Below are 15,991 nucleotides of genomic sequence, written 5' to 3'. Positions count from 1 at the left end.
TATCCTTTAAAAAATTACGAAACAAAGTTAGTTATACCCAAAAGCTTTATTAAACACTAGGCTTTCCAGTGTATTTTCAGGTCGACCTCGAACCACAAAAAGCAACACAATAGTGGCTAAATAGCTAACCCCACCGAGGGCAACTTTGGCTAGCAACACTATAAACAAAGGCCAATCAAGCACAGGGAATAACTGCAAGACAACAAACATCACGAAAGCTCCTGTCAATGCTGGCCACCAGCTGTATAAAATACGTTTTAAAGTTATTTCTAATTCACGACTGATACTCACTAATACCATTGGTAAAGCTACCAGAGCACTAAAGAACAACATTTTAGGCAAGTCAGAAACTTGTCCATAAGAAAGCGTCAATACAATAGTGGTAATTAAAATGATATTCCGAGCCCACATCAATCGATTGGAAACGACTTCTTTTTCCATCATGACCAAAAACTGCTCACTAAAAAACATCATTATACCGCCAATCATCGCATATAAGCTAAACCACTGTAGCAGTGGAATTGCGGCAAGCCATTTATCGCCTAAAAATACCGGCACAAACTCTTGTGCAACCATTGATAATCCAATACCAACAGGTAGAAAAACATAAACAGCAGCAGCAAATGTGACTAATAATATGTCTTTGAAGTTAGCGCTTTCTCTAAGTACCGATAAATTAGGTATTAGGCCGCGGATCACTGGCATCAGCAATTCTTTTGTGAATAAACCGGCTAGATTAACTGCAATATGATAAAAACCTAAAAATTGCGCAGAGGCAACTCTTCCAACAATAGCAACATCAGCCTGATTATTAATATATCTAGCAATGCTCAATGGTACGGTAGCCTTAGAGTATTTGAGCATGTCCCGCCAGTTATACAAACTAAATTTCGGTCGAAATGGATGTAAAAAATAACTTAAACCGCAGCCAAACACTGAAGATATCAATTGACCAAACACTAGCGCCCAAAAGCTCTGCAAATACCACGCAAAGCCTATTGTAGCGGTAAGATAACTTAATCGAGTCCATATGGTTAACACAAAATCGACTTTAAAGTTCATTTCCTTTTGGGCGATTATAATTCCAAAATTATTTAATCCTTGAATAACCCGAACAAGCGCTAAGCAATAAATAACCTCAGTAAGTACAGGTTGATTATAAAAATCAGATATAAATGGGGCAAGTATCACTAGAGGAATTGCAATGACAAAAGCCTGGATAATCCCAACGGTCCATGCGGCGTTAAAAACACGAGTATCATGTTCTTTATATCTTAATATATAAAGATTCAAACCAGCCTGAGTCATTGACTCTAGCAAGGCAACGACAATGGTCGCCATTGCAATAATACCAAAATCAGCTGGAGCCAAAAGTCTGGCGAGTACAAATGTGCTCACCATTCCAATCAGTTTAGAACCCCATTTAGATAAAATAGACCAGATAATACTAAAAAGCGTATTGGTCTTAACTGTCTCAGTCATAATTGAAAGGCAAAATCCCGTAGATAGCGTCGATTAGACCATCAGGCGATGAATAAACTTTTTCGACTTTCCGTGTGCGTATATTTAATGCGACCACTAATGAATTGTTACCAGAGGAATATTTAAAATTTCCTTTTGACAGAAACTTAATTTTTGATTTCAGATTTGTTTTGCGTAATTTTGAATAGCCGACATAAAAAATATCGCCTTCAACATGTAAACCTCGGCACCAGCCCATAGGTCGATTTAATGCCCCGCCAAAGGGATCATAAGTCTCGATGACTTTCTTTTCGATTGGATCACAAAAAACCAGGTTTCCATCTACACGGGTAAATATCAACTTGTTGTCATACCAAATACCATCATGGACACTAACATCGCCCCCTAAACTGATATCAATCACATCATCAGGATTAGACAAGTTCACAGCATCTTCTTGGGTACAGCGCGTAGCCCATAAATCATCTCCAATTTTGAATACAAAATTAGGATGGCTATCATGTGGACGAGTAGAATGAACTAATCGATAATCAACCGCTTTATCAAATCTATGCCAAGGGTTTTTCCCTTGTGTATTTAAAATTGATTTAATTTCTCCACTCTCAATATCCATAACAACAACGTTATCTAGACCTGTAGACGTAACAACAAGATCGCCGTTTAAAACGTGGGCTGAATGAATATTATGAAAGCACGGGTGAGAAAAAACAGACAATAGCTTTAAATCAGGCAAGCTATAACAGTGAACTTCTGTGTCTGTTGGCAACCATAATTTATCGCCATCGATACACCCCGCTGTAAATTGTAAATTAGGATGTTCATCTGGATAATTATCGCCGCCTTCCGTTTTTGTGAGTATTTGAGAAAACTCTCCAGACTCTAGATCCAATAATACTAAACTGGCCTTTCCATAATATTTACCTTCCCCCAACTCAAAACCATTTGAACGTAAACAGCCTCCTGACAACATCAGTTTCTTAGACACCCTCAACTCCTAGTTATTTTGTGCTTTTTCTAACTCAGCGATCTTCATTTTTAAACCCGGTAAAGGATAGCCCAATTTGTAGGCTGCTTCGGCATACTTTTTAGCATTGGCAAGATCGTTTACTTCAGCATATGCAAGCCCAACGTTATATTTTGCCTCTGCAGATCCTGGTGAAAGTTTGTCAGCCTCCAAGAATTTTTCTAAGGCTTTCTGATGCTCACCTCGGCGATAATAATAAATTCCCCAGGTTAAATAGGTAGAGGCTTGTCCTGGATAAATTTTAGCGGCTCGTTCAAAAAAGCATCCAGCGTCATATTTAGGTTCATCTGTATTTAAACTAGCTTTGAAAGAGCGGGAATTTTCCCACTGATATTCATAGCGAGCATAAGCATCTAGAGCAACAGGATGGTTAGGTATTGACCCCAGCACAAATAATAAATCACCAGGTTGTTTACTGGTGCTACCTTCTATTAATCGTCGCACCTTTTTAGTAAAGTGGGCTGATTCTACTAAGTATAATAACCCCCCTCGGTATGTTCCGGTACTTTGTCGCGTTTCTGCCGCATAATAGTCAAATGGCTTACCACGCCTCCACCCCATTTTCATACAATCAGATTTAGCAAAGGCTTCAGCAATTGGCCCAAAAGCCAACAAAGCAAAAAGCACTGACTGTATCAGTGTCGTTTTCGTTATTTTAATTTTAGCCATATTTAAGTTCTTATATCTGTTTAATAGGTTGTTTTACTGTCGACCGATTTTCGGTCACTTTCTTGGCATTCACTATATGAATTGAAATTGCGCAAACCACACCAACTATCGTATAAAATAAATCAAAATAAGCCAAACTCACATTACCACCAGTAATACAATATCCAACGAGTGTCAGCGTCAGCGCCTTACTTAAATTAACTAGCCATACTTCATTATTTTGTTCTGCCCATTTTTTATTTTTAAAATTCATCCTTAGTGTACCCAAGAGTATCATCAAAAAGATAAACAAACCGCCAAACCCATGATCACCCAGCACCTGCATGTAAATATTATGAGCTGCCTTTGCACCCAGTTTAGGCGGAATTGGCGGTGTTTCTATTGGCCCAAAATTCGGTGTCATTGGCGCATAGTAACGCCATAACGGAGTATCTTTAACCGCATGAAAACCACCTCCAGTGAAAGGGTTATCCAAAGCAATTAAAGTAGAAATTTTCCAAGCCCATAATCTACCAATAAACGAGCCATCTTCACTCGCAGCAGTTGACACCGTATTTTGCCTTTCTTTCCATTCTCCTGGAGCAAAAGCAAAAAAGACTGGGATGATGATTGCGGCTATTACCCCATACAAAAATTTGCGCTTTGAAGTCCACCAAAACGCTGCACCAAGAATCACCAAACCAATAAATCCGCCACGAGAATACGTACCAATAATAGCCAATATATTGAGTAATAAGATGATCTTTAAGCCACGTTTTACTACAAAATTTTCAGTCACTGAGATCAGATAAATAACCAGTGGTATACACATATTTATCGCTACTGCTAAATCATTCCGATCGTGAATAATTCCTGCCTTACCCACAATTCGGTGGCTACCACCAGATAACATGAATTTAACAGCCTCCATTGCTGCAAAGGAGGATATCGCCAATACAATAGCCCAAACCATTGTATTTATGTGCAGTCGCTTATAGATAGTTAAGGTGATAAAAAAGTAAAGTAGGATTACTTTAATAAATTGATTCCAATAATCCCAAACGAAATAAGAATAGGATGTCTGATTCGTCGCAGTGGAAAGCAGTGTCCACAGGGCAAATAGTAACACCCAAAAAGTTAAGCCATTGAATTTCCATTGTTTATACTTTTGGACGATGATATACGAAAGCGCAGTGATAACCACTATGGTTAGATTCAAACGAAAGTGACTAGAAAAACCAAACGCCCATTTTGCCGGTGCGGTAAGTGCAATCCACACCCATGCAGCCGTGCCAATATAGGGACGTTTAAAACTGTAATAAATGGCAACAAATAGGAAACCAACAAGGAGCAGATCACGCATCAGTCATCATCCTGCATACTCGACCACCAAAACATATAACAAATAGCTGCAATATCAGCCATAAGATACAAACTGTCTATCATGTTACGCTCACTTTGCTGATTACATATCGATATTTGCCGGATTTCTCAGGGGCAATTTCGGTTAAAGGTTCTACAGTAACAGATACTTCTGCGCCAAGTCTTGCTTGAATTCCGGTAATAATAATATTCTGCGTCTGCTCATCGACTTCACCATTTTTTGATACAACTTGCACATGGGTATGTTGCATCGACTCTTGCACAATTTTAAACGCTTCGACGCTTTTGATATCCCTGAGAATATAAATTAGAGAAAGGCCATGCAAAATTGTCCCATCTGCAGCTACAACAAAATCGGTACTGCGCCCTTCAATTGATTCAAGCATGGGTAAACCGCGTCCGCAGGCACATTTTTTATCGGACATAATGGCAATATCACCGGTCCGATAGCGGATAAATGGAAACTCGGATGTCCCCATATGGGTAACAACAATTTCACCAGATTGTCCTGCCGGCAGCGGATTGCCCTGAGGATCGATTATCTCCACGACTATATCTTCATAAGACAAGTGCATGCCGCCTTCAGGACATTGGTGAGCAATGAATCCAGCATCTCTACCACCGTAACCATTAGCGACTGGGCAACCAAACACTTGTTCAATACTTTCGCGCTGATAGGGGTAAAGTCTTTCTGAGGTAACAAACGCGACCTTAATGCCTAAATTGTTCATTTCCATTCCATGTTGCTTAGCGGTTTTCGCCAGCAAATCGAACACCGAGGGATAACCAAATAGCATTTTCGGTTTAGTATCTCGAATGGTTTTTAAAAATGACAACAGCTTTTGTTCGGTCATATCAAATGCAGGAATTAATTCAGAGCGAAACAACCCATCACGAATCAAACGCACCCTATCTTGCGCTCCTAACTCAATGGGTGACCCCCAAGCAACAATCTCTTTATCGCCAATATCCACATCCCACCAACGCGTGGCACGCCACTTTTCTGCTACGTCGTGGGATACTCGTTCATTGCCTAATAAAAAAATGAGAGGCTGACCGCTTGAACCTCCAGTATTAAATCGCGCTAAAGGACCGGCAATCTCAGATTTTAGTTTTTCAAAATTTGCCGAAATAGTGGCTTTGTCTAAAAACGGCAATTTGACCAGATCTTCGGCGCTTTGTATGTCATTAGGACTGATGTTCGATGAATCAAACATTTGACGATAATAGGGCACATTTTTATATACGGTTTGGATAAAACGCTGCAACCGATTCGATTGTTCCTGCTTCAAGGTTTCTTTATCAAACCACTGGGACTTTTCTAACGATTTTCGAATTTTAACCGTATCATGCTTTTTAAGCTTTTCATGCAAAGGAAACAGCACATTAGAGACTATTTTGGTATACATTCCAGACATAAACTAGTGCTCCTTTGGGCTCAATAAATTGTTATAAATATCCATAATTTTAGCCATTCTGGTATCCCAATGATTTTGCTGTGCATATTCAACGATAGCCTGTCGATCCCACTCTTTGTTTAAGCCTTTTTTGAGTGATGTCAGCAGCGCCAAATGATCATCAAAAGGCACTATCTCGCCAACATCGTCACTATTTATGACTTCACTATTACCGCCAACGTCACTGGCGATAACAGGCGTACCGCAGGCCATACTCTCTAGAATAACATTGGCCCAACCTTCATTGGCAGTCGAAAGCACAAAGAGATCTGCAGATGATAGAGGATTACTGAGCTTATCGGGAGGTAGTGAACCTAAAAACTTAACCTGACTCTCCACCCCTAACCTTTTGACCTGTGCACGCAATTCAGCTTCAATATTACCTTCGGCACTCGCTCCACCGACAATGAGATAAACCAAATTAGGATAGATTTTTAATAATTCAGGAAGACATTCAATAACCCGATGAAAGCCTTTTCGTTTGACCAAACCGCCTACCGTAATAAGCACTTTAGCATCTTCTTCGATTGCCAGAAATTGTCGCGCTTTATGCGGACTCATCGCGGAAAACTTATGGGTATCAACCCCATTCCCTACAACCGTAAATTTATTCCCATCAGCACCTAGAGATACGGCAAGCTGTTTTAGTGAGTCGGCGACACAAATCATGTGATCAGCGTCTTGCCATGCTTGCAGCATTAACTTCAACTTATCAGGATCTTTGCTATGGGTTAACTCTGTTCCGCGCAATGTGATAGTGACTTTTTTATTCATGCGCTTAGCAAGTTTAGTCGCAGCTAATCCATCAGGATAAGTAAAGTGGCTATCGATAATATCAATTTTGTGTTGTTGCTCTAATTTTTTGAGTACTTTGTAAGCCGCTCGGGCCATCATCGCCCCATCTAACTTTCGAAAAAACTTCGGAATAGATAAAAATCGAGGGAAATGAACGGTGATCCCCTGCTGAACTTCCTTTTTTTCAGGCATAGGGCGATAATTAGGTTTGAAAAACCGAATCAAACCCTGTCCTGGAAACCATGGAACAGGGCTTATCACTTCAATGTCGGCATACTCTGCCACGCGAAACATTCTTTCACGCACAAACAAGCCAGATTGTTTGCGCACTGAGTTAGGGAATAAAGAACTCAAGACAACAATTCTTGGGCGTTTCATTGTCACTTACTCAGTAAATTTTCGTAAATAGACTGATAATTGGCAACTGAGTTTTTCCAGTTCCTAATTTGCATCACAAAATTACGTCCATTCTCAACCATTGCAGGCCAAGAATCACGATTTGATAAAACCTTTATAGCTGTATTGGCCAGCGCATCAATATTGCCACTGTCAAACAACCAACCGGTTTTGCCGTCTTCAATCAATTCTTTGTGCCCCCCCACATCAGAAGCAAGAACAAGTTTCCCTTGCGCCATAGCTTCCAACGGTTTAAGCGGCGTCACCAATTCAGTTAAACGCATGGGTTTTCGTGGATAAACAAGTAAATCAACCAAACTATAATATTTATCTACTTCAGAATGAGGAACGCGGCCAGGCATAATCACATGCTCTTGCAAACCAAGTTGTTTAATCTGATTTTTTAAATTCTGTTCTTGAGGTCCGCCACCCACTAACAAAAATACAGCATTAGGAATAGTTTTAAGAATTTGTGGCAAAGCGGCAACGATTAAGTCTAATCCTTCGTAACCGTAAAAGGATCCAAGGAATCCCAGCACCACTTTGTTATTTAAATTGTACTGTTTTTCTAATGCTTGATTACGCTCAGTGATAATATTGAATTGTTCAATATTGACTGCATTGGGTATAACGGTAATCTTACTGTCTGCAATGCCCCGAGCAAGCAGATCTTGACGCAGACCTTGGCAAATAGTGGTCACAGCATTCGCTTTATTAACCACGTGAGTTTCCATTTTTTGTGTCAAACGATAACGTAAGTCGCCTTCTTTACAGGTACCGTGATCAACCGCTGCATCTTCCCAAAAAGCACGAATCTCATAGACTAAAGGTAGTCCGGTTTTGTTGGCTGCTTTGATAGCTGCCAAACCATTTAAGGCCGGTGAATGAGCATGCAAAATATCCGGCTTCTCAATTTCAATCGCTTCTAAAATACGATCTCGCAGAGGGTTCACTAAGGATAATTGATTTAACACGGGGAGTTTGCTGCTTAACCCTGTAGGTGGTTTAGTTCGATAAAACCTTAAACCATCCACATCTTCAATTTCAGCTTCACATATCCCTTGTTTAGCGCTAGTAACATGACAAGTTTCCCACCCTCGAGCACGCTGCTGATTCAAAATAGAGCGAGTACGAAAAGTATAACCACTGTGCAACGGGATGGAATGATCTAAAATGTGCATTATTTTCACGGCTTACTGCGCCTTTTGTTGACGTAAAAATGACTCAAACATCATTAATGTCCACAATGACGCGCTGTTGTCTCGTCGCCCAGAAATATGATCATTAATCAATCGTTGTAATTGTGACTTGTTGAAATAACCTGATTCAGTCATCTGTTTAGATAAAACCCCTTCATACAATCGTTCTTTCAGAGGCCCCCTAAACCAATTTGCTAAAGGCACGGCAAACCCCATTTTTTTGCGATACAGAACATCATGGGGAAGATGCGGTTCTAATGCCTTCTTGAATGAGAGTTTTCCGCCCCCGTTAGCAAGGTTTTTATTGGTAGGCACGTTAAACGCCCATTCAACAAATTTGTGATCGATAATTGGCACTCGAACTTCAAGAGAATGTGCCATGGAAGCCCTGTCGACTTTAGTTAAAATATCGCCAACCAAATAGGTTTTCATGTCGATATACTGGGCTATTTTGGTTTCATCCAAATGTTTAACTTTATCACCGTATTTTTGGAAGATTTCCAGCGAAGTGTAACCATTAAGACTTTGTTTATAGTCTTCTGAAAATAGTTTGGCTCTATCATCTGCACGCAGAATACTCATGGTGTTGTGATAGCCCTCTACAGTATCCATTGCCATGGATTGAAAGGTTGTTTTAGCCCGCAAAAATTTAGGAGCCCAATCCGCTTTTGGATATAACTTGCCTAGTGGACCAAAGATTGGCTTGCGCAAACCCAAAGGTAATAAGTTACGAATTTTTTCTTCGGCCTGATGCATTCTGTAGCGACTATAGCCTGCAAACAACTCATCGCCACCATCACCAGAAAGCGCTACGGTAACGTGTTTCCTCGCTAATTCGCAGACTCTAAATGTAGGAATTGCTGAACTATCTGCATAGGGTTCATCGTATAAATGCGCTAATTGATCGACTAAATCAAAATCATCTTGGCCAACCACTTCAACACGATGATTGGTTTTATATCGATCTGCGACTGATTGTGCATATTCTGTTTCGTTAAATTCTTTTACATCAAAACCGATTGCACAGGTATTCACAGGTTCCGTTTGCAACTGCGACATCATAGCGACAACGGCACTTGAGTCTACGCCTCCGGATAAAAATGAACCTAAAGGTACATCAGCAACCATACGAATATCGACCGCTTCTTTGAGACGCTCTACAAGTTGCTCATCGATTTCCTTCTGATCTAGCGGATGGTCATAGTTTACAGGTACATCCCAATACTCTTTAGATTCTGGTAACCCTCTATCACCTTTGTGCAACATTAAGGTGTGACCAGGTGACAACTTAAAGGCGTTTTGATAAATAGTGTGAGGCTCTGGTACATAACCTAGGCTGAAGTAGTCTTCAATAGTGGTATTTCTAAGATCACGATTAAAAGCTGGGTGAGCTGTGATGACTTTTAATTCAGAGCCGAAAATAAACTCACCGCTAGGTAATAGACTGTAGAAAAAAGGTTTAATGCCTAAACGGTCACGAGCAATAAACAAACACTCTTTTTGTCTATCCCAAATCGCAAAGGCAAACATCCCTCTTAATTTATGTACACATTCTTCCCCCCACTCTAACCAAGCATTAAGGATAGTTTCAGTGTCACCATGGGTATTGAATGTGTAACCTTTAGCAGAAAGCTCTTTATGCAATTCTTTAAAGTTGTATATTTCGCCGTTAAAGACAACACAAGCACGCTTATCAGCGCTTAACATCGGTTGAGGGCTGCCTTCTAAATCGATAATAGATAGACGTCTGTGAGCAAGCGCCACGCCTGGGTCAAAAAAGTAATCACCTGCATCAGGTCCTCGATGAATTTGTCGATCATTCATCTTTGCAATCAAATCAGCATCAACTCGGGTTTGATCTGACAGGTGAAAAATACCAGCTATTCCGCACATTCGTTAATCCTCAACCACTAAAGGCTTGATAAAGCTCATTATATTTCCCAACCATTGTATCTATACTAAAGTTTGCCACGCAATGGTTTCTTACGATAAGGCCATTTTTATGCTTAAGTTCAGGTGAACTAACATATTGACTCATCGCCGAGACTAGTGCGTTAATATCATTAACTTCAACTAGATGTGACTTTTTTAAATCTGCTGCAATCAATTCAGGATTTCCACCAACATTGGTGGCAATCACCGGTAAGCCGCTTGCCGATGCTTCAAGAATAGTGTTCGAAATCCCCTCAGCTAAGGAAGGCAATACAAAAACATCCATACAGTTCATTAGTTGCGCCACTTCGGAACGATTGCCAGCGAACCAAACTTGCGATGACAAATCTACTTGTTGTGTCCTAGCCAACATTTTTTCCATCAGCACGCCATCACCAACAATGACTAAACGGAGACGCTCTTTATGTTCAGGAAATTGACCAACAAGCGCGATGAATGCTTCGAGTAAAAAGGGTTGATTTTTAACTTCGGCTAAACGACCTACAGTGCCAAAAACAAGCATGTTTTCGGTAGCGAAATGTTCAGGAAATAAGCTGAGGTCAGAATTTTGAGGGGTAAATTTATCGACATCGACACCATTACAAATATGTCGGATGTCATCAGTATAAACACCAATCGTATCGCGCAAATAATCAAAGGCTTCAGTAGATAACGCAACATACTTATGAATATAGGTTTTCATAAAGCGCCTAAGCATTTGGTATTTTTTGTTTTGCCCATGCATATCATTGACATCCCAACCGTGTTCACCATGAATACGGTATGGCACCCTGCACCACCATCCTACCAACTGATTTTCGATAGTGGCAGTATTACGAGTGTGCAGAATATCTGGGTTGAGCTTTTTTAATAATTTACGCAATTTAAAAAAGATACTTATGTCGTTACCATCTTTTTTTGCTAAATCAAAAAATTCGACGTTTTGAGTTTGAATACGTTGACAAAAAAGCTCAGAATAACCTTTCAAAGTAACAATTGTATGTTGGTACTTTTGAGAGTCTAAACGATTTATCAGATTGACCACACCATTCTCTAATCCACCGGTGTCAAACCGGTAAATGATATGCATGATGTGAATCTTTTTGAAATCCATGTCGATGTTATTCCCTACTCAATCTCAATTTAGCTAGAATTGTCTTCACTCAGTCTTGCTTTCATTCAGTAATGATTGCAATTCATCATTAAAAATTTGCTGCGACATATTCTCTAGCACTTGTTTGGTTTTTTCATTCTTGTCATCAGGAACTGACAACATAATCAAGTAGCCATTTTGAGCCTGACCAAACAGCGCCTGAATGGCTTGTACCAATTTAATCTCTAAGGATTTGTGTGTCACCCGCCATGGAGTGACATAGGTATAACTTAATAAACGTTTATTCCCATAATTATCAATTATTTGCATCGAGCGATAAGTTGGGTTTCTATCTTCCGACACAATTGACCATTTTTCGATGTTATACAGTTTATTGCGTCCGTTAATCAATTCTTGTCCCTGAATATTCGCATTGTAATACGCAATGAAGAATTCAACGTCACGATTGGTGCCACGATAAACACTGGTTGGATTATGAAAAATCGGCAACCAAGTTGCAGTGTTGGACGTCTCATCGAGATTAAAGCTTGCGGCAAAATCTGGGTTAACAGGACTGACTGGATTCTCGAAAGCTGATTTATAACCTATGCTTACTCCGAGTATGAATACCAACGCTACTACAGGTTTGATTATCGAAGAAACGGGATAATCTGGTCCAGCTTCATTTTCTAGTTTTTCAGTTTTCGGAAGCGGATCAGCCCATCTCCCCCCAACAGTAAACATAATCAGAATAACCAAACCAAAAAATAACCAACCATAAATAAGGTGGTCGACCCCTGTAGCATATTTCATGTCCGACAAATGAGCGATCATCACTATGCCGTAGGCTCTTATTCCATTAGCCAGTAATGGTAAAAAGATTGAGAACAGGATAAAAATCAGACGTTTCTTAAGACCGTTATAATTCAAATACGCAAACAACGTACCTAGAGTAAACGAAGCGATTAAATATCGAATCCCCGAACAGGCTACCGCCACTTCAAATAGACCTCCTGGAATAGCGATATAGAGTCCTTCGCGGAATACTGGAATACCGGTCAATTGGATCGCAAAAACAGTAATATCAGCGGTTAACTCTTGTAACTGGGGAATCAAAAACTCACCTGCAGGAACGCTGAATAGCCAGAAGAACGATGTAAATAGCAGGATACGCGCGACCTGATTGCCCATCACGCACCAAATCATCATAGGTAACATAGCAAAGCTTGCTAACTGCTCTATTACTAAAACTTGCGCCATGCTGCCAAATAGCCAAACAAAAATAGTGCCGACTACAAAAATTAACGATATATAGGAAGGTTGAAGTGTGGCGTTATTTAATTTAGTCCATTTAAGTTTAATCAGGTAAATACAGATAGGTAAAATAATAAAACAATGGGTGAAGGTTTCTGAACGAATCCATATGGCGACTGTTGACGAAATACTGTCAAAGAAAACAGCTCCCCAAACAATAAATATCGCGATTAAATATTTGAAGATACTACTTTTCCAAAATGTCATAATTCAACCTTAAATAATCCAGCTAACTTGCTCATAGTGGCAGTCCACTGTAAATTTTCCATAATCCACTGTCGATTTTCGGGTACTTCTGCAGGAGTATCCAAATAATGACAAACCGCTGAACAAAATTGCTCTGCATCATCAGTCACTCTGATATGTTCGTTTTTAGCCTCAATCCCTTCTATTGCCATACTTGTTGCCACTACGGGCTTAGCCATAGATAAAGCCTCTAACACCTTGTTCTGAATCCCTCTGGCGATTTGTAAAGGAGCCACAGATACTTTGGCGCTGCGTATAAAGGGTCGAACGTCTTTCACTCTGCCGGTAACCACAATACCATTAGTATTGTTTAACGATTTAACCTGCGCAGTTGGGTTGCCTCCAACCACGTAAAAATTCGCATTTGGGTGCAACGCTCTGATTCTAGGCCAAACGTGATTGACAAACCATATCACCGCATCGACATTTGCCCAATAATCCATTGCACCAGTGAATACCACATCCACCTGTTCGGTTACCGCTTCAATGTCGCTATCAGGTGAAAAGTAATCCACGTCAACACCGTTCAACAAACCTTGTACTTTGCCATGCTGAAGCGTTGGCAATTGTTGTTTAAATAGCTCAGCTTCAGGATCAGAAACAAATAAAGCATGCTGCGAACGCTCGCAAACTCGATTTTCAAATCTTTTTAATTTCTGATGCTCTCGTCGATAAACCCAACGACTGATGCCGGTCTTGTTGTCTGCGTACTGTCGCCATTTATCTGAATCTACATCCACATAGTCGACAACCTGATGAATCCTTTGTTGATGGGATGAAGTAAACATAGCCATCACCGAAGAGTAGATGAACACTTGTGTAATCTGTTGCTGGGGCAACGTTTTATCTACCCATTGTTGCATCTTAGAGTTTGCGTAATAGGGTTCAGAAATTGACTTACCGCTAATAAAAGCAGTTAATCCTTTGATTTTGGACCAGGTTTTATTCTGATTAATGAGAAAGACTTGCTTGCAGTATTTATCCATCTTTGATGCATATTGCCAATCGTAGGGATCATCCACGAAACTGCCTAAATAAATATCAAATCGTTCGCTCAATACTTTGAGCATATTAAACGAACGAATTTTGTCACCTTTATTGGGTGGAAAAGGAATCCGGTGACACAAAAAAAGCAGCGGCGGCTTATTCATTCGCTTCTATCCCAAAAATTTGGATAGAAAGGGTCCAATGCGACGACTCAACCAAACAGGCAGTTTTTGCCACATTTTGATAAAGAACTGATACTTTGGATTATTTGGACTTAAATTAGGTAATGCTTCAGCTTTTACCAAATGAAATTGATAGTGCAACGCAACCGGTTCCATACCCCAGGTACGTTTGTACTTAAACGCACCTGAGTCGTCTTTACTTCGACCAAAATCAAAATAATTGCATTGTTTATTTTCCAACGCATGGCACATCAACTGGTAATACATAAAGTCATTACTTTTCAGTGCTCTGGCATCAAACAAGCCTCCACCATAAAAAGGTAAGACTTGATTTTTGTAATAAAAACTAAGCACCGAAGAAACTGCTTTATGGTCTTTCTCTACGGTCAATACGTCACAGTTTTCAGCAAACTCTTGTTTTAATGCCGCGAAATACTTTTTCGGAAATACTGGCGTCCCTAAGTTGCGAACACTTTCAGAATACACATCGTAGGCTGTTTTAGTATCCTCTTCGATACGAAAACTAAGATCATTTTTTAAAGAATGCCTAACAACGGCTCTTTGTTTCTTTTTGATACCCGCTAAGATCGCTTCTGGTGTATCAGCGAGCCCCCAACCAAAAGAGGAGTGGGCGCATTTTTCCGTTAAATCAGGATTATTGCGCGCAAATGGATAACGCATTTCTAAATAATCCACCCCAAGATTATGGGCGAGTTCAATAGCCTGCTTTTCTAAAAATAATGTGGCCTCTTCAGAGTCTGAAGCAACACCGCCATAGACACAGAATGGCGTGGAAATGAGCGCATGACCAAAGAGTAAACTTTTTTGTTCAACTAAGGGTAGAACGCCGACAATAGTGTTATCAATGGTTGCATAAATATAATGACAGGAGTGACCGTAAACCGACTCAATAACTCGTTTCCAACCTGTTAAATGGAAAAAAGTGCCGGTATCAATACTATCTACAAAATCATTCCATTTTTGCGACTCTTGCGCACCGTCACCTAACTTACAAAGTTGGTAGTTTTCCGTCACTTATGCTACTCCATACACGTCTTTCATCGTTGACCAATTAAAGTCTGCCAGTAATCTTTCTAATTTTGCCTCGGTTTTATCCAAATTGATATAATGTCTAAAACGCGATTTTAATGGGGCATTAGTTAATCTTGGCTGCGCACCATCAATCTCCCAAGGATGAAAATAGAAAGAGTAAGGTTGTTTTTCCTGACTCAAATAGCGATTCATTAACATTCGAGTCATTTTATACGGATATAATCGAAAATAGCCCCCACCTCCAATAGGAATTTGTTTGCCCATTAGCTTTAACGTAGGGATAGGAATTTCGATAATATTTTCTGGTCGTTGGTAAGCAAACCTAGGCCAATCAGGTGTACCGTACAAATCATGTTTAACCGGATAAGTGCTAGAGCTATATTTAAAGCCCAACTCTGCTAACACTTCAAACGCCCATTCGTTATCATAACCAATAGAGAAACTTGGTGCCCGATAACCGATAACAGGCTCACCAATTAAATCTTCTAAATGATTTTTTGAGCGGGTAATGTCGGCAGTGAGTTCTTTACGGTTCTGCTGATAAGCTCTTCGATGTGCGTAACCATGGCTAGCAATTTCATGGCCTTGGGCATGAATATCTTTAATCAGTTGCGGATAAAGCTCTGCGACCCATCCAAGAACAAAAAACGTAGACTTCACATCGGCTTTAGCGAAAACATCAAGCAACCTGCGCGTATTAGCGTCAACACGGGGTTTATATTGATCCCAGTCTTCAGGCTTGATAATTGAGTCGAATGCAGAAACGTGAAAAAAATCTTCAACATCAACTGTCATAGCAT

Annotated in this window: 13 protein-coding genes; all 13 read right to left on the bottom strand. The window is 40.1% G+C overall.

Going from position 1 to position 15,991, the window contains the following annotated elements; genetic code table 11:
* Positions 1–27: 27 nt before the first annotated feature.
* A complete protein-coding gene (locus ABWV72_RS07935; protein ID WP_353369818.1) occupies positions 28–1,482 on the bottom strand; it encodes an oligosaccharide flippase family protein in 1,455 nt (484 codons plus the stop codon).
* The gene (locus ABWV72_RS07930; RefSeq protein ID WP_353369816.1) at positions 1,475–2,467 is read right to left on the bottom strand and encodes a hypothetical protein; all 993 of its coding nucleotides are present in this window, start codon (positions 2,465–2,467) and stop codon (positions 1,475–1,477) included. Before ABWV72_RS07930 ends, ABWV72_RS07935 begins: the two co-directional genes overlap by 8 nt.
* 9 nt (positions 2,468–2,476) lie before the next feature.
* Complete coding sequence (locus ABWV72_RS07925) at positions 2,477–3,175, bottom strand: tetratricopeptide repeat protein (protein WP_216048106.1); 699 nt, start codon at positions 3,173–3,175, stop codon at positions 2,477–2,479.
* Between the two features lie 10 nt (positions 3,176–3,185).
* Positions 3,186–4,517, bottom strand: a complete 1,332-nt coding sequence (locus ABWV72_RS07920) for a putative O-glycosylation ligase, exosortase A system-associated (RefSeq protein WP_216048105.1) — start codon at positions 4,515–4,517, stop codon at positions 3,186–3,188.
* A gap of 79 nt (positions 4,518–4,596) precedes the next feature.
* The gene (locus ABWV72_RS07915) at positions 4,597–5,955 is read right to left on the bottom strand and encodes a phenylacetate--CoA ligase family protein (protein ID WP_353369813.1); all 1,359 of its coding nucleotides are present in this window, start codon (positions 5,953–5,955) and stop codon (positions 4,597–4,599) included.
* A gap of 3 nt (positions 5,956–5,958) precedes the next feature.
* Positions 5,959–7,167 carry a glycosyltransferase gene (locus ABWV72_RS07910; protein WP_353369811.1) on the bottom strand — a complete coding sequence of 403 codons (1,209 nt, stop codon included), beginning with the start codon at positions 7,165–7,167 and terminating at the stop codon, positions 5,959–5,961.
* Positions 7,168–7,169: 2 nt separating this feature from the next.
* Positions 7,170–8,366, bottom strand: coding sequence for a TIGR04063 family PEP-CTERM/XrtA system glycosyltransferase (locus ABWV72_RS07905; RefSeq protein ID WP_252729130.1), 1,197 nt, complete (start codon positions 8,364–8,366; stop codon positions 7,170–7,172).
* Positions 8,367–8,378: 12 nt separating this feature from the next.
* On the bottom strand, positions 8,379–10,277 hold the full coding sequence (locus tag ABWV72_RS07900; protein WP_353369809.1) for an XrtA/PEP-CTERM system amidotransferase: 1,899 nt from the start codon (positions 10,275–10,277) through the stop codon (positions 8,379–8,381).
* Positions 10,278–10,287: 10 nt separating this feature from the next.
* Positions 10,288–11,430 (bottom strand): TIGR03088 family PEP-CTERM/XrtA system glycosyltransferase, encoded by a 1,143-nt coding sequence (locus ABWV72_RS07895; RefSeq protein WP_353369807.1) that lies wholly within the window; start codon positions 11,428–11,430, stop codon positions 10,288–10,290.
* A 45-nt stretch (positions 11,431–11,475) separates the two neighbouring features.
* Entirely contained in the window at positions 11,476–12,930 is a 1,455-nt protein-coding gene (gene xrtA, locus ABWV72_RS07890) for an exosortase A (RefSeq protein ID WP_353369805.1), read from the bottom strand.
* Positions 12,927–14,120, bottom strand: a complete 1,194-nt coding sequence (locus ABWV72_RS07885; protein ID WP_353369803.1) for a TIGR03087 family PEP-CTERM/XrtA system glycosyltransferase — start codon at positions 14,118–14,120, stop codon at positions 12,927–12,929. The genes xrtA and ABWV72_RS07885 overlap by 4 nt, the downstream gene beginning before the upstream one ends.
* Positions 14,121–14,126: 6 nt before the next feature.
* Entirely contained in the window at positions 14,127–15,173 is a 1,047-nt protein-coding gene (locus ABWV72_RS07880) for a FemAB family XrtA/PEP-CTERM system-associated protein (RefSeq protein ID WP_353369801.1), read from the bottom strand.
* Positions 15,174–15,986, bottom strand: a complete 813-nt coding sequence (locus ABWV72_RS07875; protein ID WP_353369916.1) for an XrtA system polysaccharide deacetylase — start codon at positions 15,984–15,986, stop codon at positions 15,174–15,176.
* Positions 15,987–15,991 lie beyond the last annotated feature (5 nt).

Source organism: Aliiglaciecola sp. NS0011-25 (genome assembly GCF_040370605.1).
Classification (GTDB): domain Bacteria; phylum Pseudomonadota; class Gammaproteobacteria; order Enterobacterales; family Alteromonadaceae; genus Aliiglaciecola; species Aliiglaciecola lipolytica_A.
This window is presented reverse-complemented; position numbering and strand designations above follow the sequence as displayed.

Coding starts and splice junctions, on each gene's coding strand:
- ABWV72_RS07935 (WP_353369818.1), bottom strand. CDS start 1,482: ATGACTGAGACAGTTAAGACCAATACGCTTTTTAGTATTATCTGGTCT.
- ABWV72_RS07925 (WP_216048106.1), bottom strand. CDS start 3,175: ATGGCTAAAATTAAAATAACGAAAACGACACTGATACAGTCAGTGCTT.
- ABWV72_RS07920 (WP_216048105.1), bottom strand. CDS start 4,517: ATGCGTGATCTGCTCCTTGTTGGTTTCCTATTTGTTGCCATTTATTAC.
- ABWV72_RS07915 (WP_353369813.1), bottom strand. CDS start 5,955: ATGTCTGGAATGTATACCAAAATAGTCTCTAATGTGCTGTTTCCTTTG.
- ABWV72_RS07910 (WP_353369811.1), bottom strand. CDS start 7,167: ATGAAACGCCCAAGAATTGTTGTCTTGAGTTCTTTATTCCCTAACTCA.
- ABWV72_RS07905 (WP_252729130.1), bottom strand. CDS start 8,366: ATGCACATTTTAGATCATTCCATCCCGTTGCACAGTGGTTATACTTTT.
- ABWV72_RS07900 (WP_353369809.1), bottom strand. CDS start 10,277: ATGTGCGGAATAGCTGGTATTTTTCACCTGTCAGATCAAACCCGAGTT.
- ABWV72_RS07895 (WP_353369807.1), bottom strand. CDS start 11,430: ATGGATTTCAAAAAGATTCACATCATGCATATCATTTACCGGTTTGAC.
- xrtA (WP_353369805.1), bottom strand. CDS start 12,930: ATGACATTTTGGAAAAGTAGTATCTTCAAATATTTAATCGCGATATTT.
- ABWV72_RS07885 (WP_353369803.1), bottom strand. CDS start 14,120: ATGAATAAGCCGCCGCTGCTTTTTTTGTGTCACCGGATTCCTTTTCCA.
- ABWV72_RS07875 (WP_353369916.1), bottom strand. CDS start 15,986: ATGACAGTTGATGTTGAAGATTTTTTTCACGTTTCTGCATTCGACTCA.